The 3,320-nt window shown below is 69.5% G+C and carries 5 protein-coding genes; 1 reads left to right on the top strand and 4 read right to left on the bottom strand.

Annotation, left to right across the window (positions count from 1 at the left end):
* Positions 1 to 166: 166 nt before the first annotated feature.
* The 4 genes from AOK16_RS21705 to AOK16_RS21690 form a co-directional block, all read right to left on the bottom strand.
* Positions 167 to 598 carry a hypothetical protein gene (locus AOK16_RS21705; protein ID WP_055473863.1) on the bottom strand — a complete coding sequence of 144 codons (432 nt, stop codon included), beginning with the start codon at positions 596 to 598 and terminating at the stop codon, positions 167 to 169.
* A 47-nt stretch (positions 599 to 645) separates the two neighbouring features.
* On the bottom strand, positions 646 to 1,197 hold the full coding sequence (locus AOK16_RS21700) for a hypothetical protein (RefSeq protein ID WP_157859299.1): 552 nt from the start codon (positions 1,195 to 1,197) through the stop codon (positions 646 to 648).
* The gene (locus AOK16_RS21695) at positions 1,179 to 1,817 is read right to left on the bottom strand and encodes a stage II sporulation protein M (RefSeq protein ID WP_055473861.1); all 639 of its coding nucleotides are present in this window, start codon (positions 1,815 to 1,817) and stop codon (positions 1,179 to 1,181) included. The genes AOK16_RS21700 and AOK16_RS21695 overlap by 19 nt, the downstream gene beginning before the upstream one ends.
* A gap of 131 nt (positions 1,818 to 1,948) precedes the next feature.
* On the bottom strand, positions 1,949 to 2,233 hold the full coding sequence (locus AOK16_RS21690) for a hypothetical protein (protein WP_157859298.1): 285 nt from the start codon (positions 2,231 to 2,233) through the stop codon (positions 1,949 to 1,951).
* A gap of 503 nt (positions 2,234 to 2,736) precedes the next feature.
* Here AOK16_RS21690 and AOK16_RS21685 point away from each other — a divergent pair.
* Positions 2,737 to 3,320, top strand: a 584-nt coding sequence (locus AOK16_RS21685; RefSeq protein ID WP_079101640.1) for an indole-3-glycerol phosphate synthase TrpC, incomplete at its 3' end; no start/stop codon positions are given.

The raw sequence follows: 3,320 nt of genomic DNA, 5'->3' as shown, positions 1-3,320 counted from the left end.
GTGCGCAGGGCGGGGGAGAGGTTCACAAAGCCGGGAAGCCGGTTGCGACGGCGGCGCAGATCGCCCTCGGCGAGCGCGATCCCGGCGCGCCACGCGCCTGCTCCGCGCGACGCGCTCTCTCCGCGCCACGCAGCGGCTCTGCGCCACGCAGCCGCTCCGCGCAGGCTCATGTCTGCCTCGGTGACGTGAGCAGCGCGACAGCGCTCGCCGACACCACGCAGCCGCAGAAGAGCAGCGCCAGCGCGTCGAGTCCGTCCGCGGCCGGCAGCTTCCATCCGGCCACTCCGAGGGGCAGGCACACCAGGGCCGAGAAGCCGAACAGCAGCCACCGCCCCATCCCGACCAGGCCGACGGGCACGGCCATGGCCAGCAACACCGCGGCGACGCCGAGCCAGCCCCAGTTGAGCAGGTTCTGCAACTCCAGGACGCCGCCACGAGCGTTGTCGGCGAGGGTCGCCGAGTGTTCGACGGCCCTGGCCGTACCCGCCTGGTCGGCCCAGAACCAGACAGCCCGGGTGCCCGAGACCACCGCCCCGGCCGCGGTCAGCAGACCCGCGGCCGTCTTTCCTGCCCGCCCGGTCCCGAAGGCCCCAGACATCCTCAAGTCCCCTCTCATCGCTCGGCTTTGCCTCGTCTTTCAGGGCGTCAGGTGGGGATCAGGCAGAACGCCGCGAACACCGCGGTCGGCGCCGCGGCGCACACCGCGCTGCGCCCCCAGGTCAGGCCGCTCACGCGCCGGACGGCGAAGGCGCAGCCCGCCGCGAGCAGAAGCAGTGACAGGTCGGCGGAGCCGATGAGTTCGGTCACGTGCCGGGCCTGCGGTACGCCGAACGCCAGCGACGCCGCGGTGATCACGACCACCTTCGCGGCGAGGAAGAGGGCGACCGCCAGCGCCACCGTGACGCGAACCCTGGTGAACTCCGTGTGGGTGCCGAACGCCCGGCAGGCGGCCGCGCCGGCCGCGCCCGCGAGGAACAACAGCACCAGCACGCCCAGAGCGTTGAGTACCGAACCGAACAGCAGGGCGGCCGCGACACCGGCCTTCACAGCCCCCGGCGGGGCATCCGGCACCCGCTCCAGGACCGCGGCACGGTACTGCCCCAGCAAGGTGAGGTTGACCAGGGCCATCAGCAGCGTCACCGACGCGGCGGCCCAGCGGAATCGGGCGCGTGGGCCGGTCACCGAGCGCTTATCCATGTTTCCACCCCCGCGGCCACCACGAGCATGGCCAGAGAAATACCGAACAGAACCGCCGAGTCGACGAAATGCGCGCCCATTCCTTCGCCTCGGCTCCCGGACACCATTCTTCGTACGGCGGCGATCCCGGTGACGAGGCCGGCGGCCACCGCGAAACCGAGCGCCGGGAGTTCGATCGCCGCATGGGGAAGGAACGTCGGCCAGAATGCTCCGCCGGCCCCGCCCTCCAAGGCGTACGCGTGGCCGACAAAGACACCCACTCCGATTCCGGAGACCAGCGTGAAGGGAATAGTGGTCAGTCCGAAGGTGGCGACTCCGCTGAACGCGAGTGCGGCGACGCCTGCGTTGTTCGCGAGAATCCCGAAGAACAGGCCGGTGCCGGGTGTCTTGGGTTCGGTGTGAACCGCGGAAGGTATGCCGTCCGACAACAGGACACCGGTGGTCAGGGCCAGGGCCCAGAGCAACTGACCAGCGATCAGGGCCGCCCGCCGGCGGGCCAGCACCCGGCGGAGGGGGGCTGCCCTGCCGGCGCCCGGTTCGCGCGCTGCCGGTTCCCGGGTGCTCGCTGCCGGCTCCCCGGTGCTGGCTGTCGGCTCCCCGGCCATCTCCGAAGTCGTCACGGTGATGCTCCGTCCTCCTGCGCCGCTGCGTCACCCGCCGTCGGCTGGTGCCGGCGCGGCGCCACCTGCGCTTCGAGCGTCCCGTTGCCGGGACGCACATGGCGTCCCGGCAACGGCAGGCCGCTCGAACGTCAGGCGACGACGGCCTTGCGACCGCCCTTGGCGATGGCCTGCTTGAGCATCCACATGGCCACACCGCCGGCCGCGGAGACGCCGCCCAGGACGGAAAGTGCCGCGGCGATGTCGGTACCCGCCTCAATGGCGTTCAGGACCCTGTTCGCGGTCGCGCCGGTGAGCCCGAAGTAGCCCGTCAGGACATTCGGAGTGGTCGCGGCCAGCGTCAGCGGAGCGGCGACACCGGCGATCATCGTGCCGCACGCGGCGACACTCTTCTTTGAGAGCCCGAAAAGAGACATGCTAATCTCCCAACAACTGCTTGACTGAGCGGTTCCGGCTGAAGGCAGCCGCGGGGTGCGTTCCTCTTCCACAGGGACGCACCCCTTTTGTTTCCACCCCTGGGCCGGGGTGGAAGCCTGGTGTTTACGGCGTGATGGGCCGTGTGTTTACGGCGTGATGGGCCGTCGGCCGTGTGTCCGCACTCATTCCCCCAACCCCCATGGACGACCCCGGGTATCTGTCCCCTGACGGCCTCGATCGCGCCTTATGGGAGTTTTATATCAGCGGCGATCAACTTTTGCCCAAAGTTCAAATTTCATGCATCTAGCCGCGATTCGCGCGCCGCGCATCGCAAGTTCTTGATTTCACAAGGAACTTGATGATCTATCAGGTCTTGGGTTTGGTAGTCTTTGGTGGTCTACGTCACATTTGGTCGAGACTCTGAAGGCCCGACGGTGGTCGGGTCCGGCCTCGGGGCTTAAGGCCCTACCTCTCGTGGATCGGCTGAGGTCTGCTGGGGGTCATGAACGTTCTTGAGAGCTTGGTGGCCGGGGCCACGGAGGATTACCGGAGGCGACAGGGCGTCAGGTCGCTTGCCGACGTGCGGGCGGAGGCCGGGAGTGTCGCGCCGCCGCAGGACGTGCTGGCGGCCTGGGACGGGTCCGACGTGGCGGTCATCTGCGAGGTGAAGCGGGCCAGCCCGTCGAAGGGGCGGCTGTCGGAGATTCCCGACCCGGCGCTGCTGGCGGCCGAGTACGCGCGGGGCGGTGCCGCCGCGATCAGCGTGCTCACGGAGGAGCGGCGGTTCCTGGGGTCCCTGGACGATCTGCGGGCCGTGCGGGAGGCCGTCCGCGTGCCCGTGCTCCGTAAGGACTTCATCGTCTCGGAGTACCAGATCTGGGAGGCACGCGCGTGTGGGGCGGATCTGGTGCTGCTGATCGTGGCGGCGCTGGACGACGTACGGCTGCGGGAACTCTACGGGCTGGTCCGGGAGTTGGACATGACGGCACTGGTCGAGGTGCACGACGAGGAGGAGGCGGCGCGGGCGGTGGAGCTGGGGGCGGGGCTCGTGGGGGTCAACGCACGCAATCTGAAGACGCTGGAGGT

It is taken from the genome of Streptomyces pathocidini, from assembly GCF_001418495.1.
Lineage (GTDB): Bacteria > Actinomycetota > Actinomycetes > Streptomycetales > Streptomycetaceae > Streptomyces > Streptomyces pathocidini.
This window is presented reverse-complemented; position numbering and strand designations above follow the sequence as displayed.

What these genes read in the sequence shown, in the direction of transcription:
- AOK16_RS21700 (WP_157859299.1), bottom strand. Translation starts at nt 1,197, where the DNA reads ATGGATAAGCGCTCGGTGACCGGCCCACGCGCCCGATTCCGCTGGGCC.
- AOK16_RS21690 (WP_157859298.1), bottom strand. Translation starts at nt 2,233, where the DNA reads ATGTCTCTTTTCGGGCTCTCAAAGAAGAGTGTCGCCGCGTGCGGCACG.
- AOK16_RS21705 (WP_055473863.1), bottom strand. Translation starts at nt 598, where the DNA reads ATGTCTGGGGCCTTCGGGACCGGGCGGGCAGGAAAGACGGCCGCGGGT.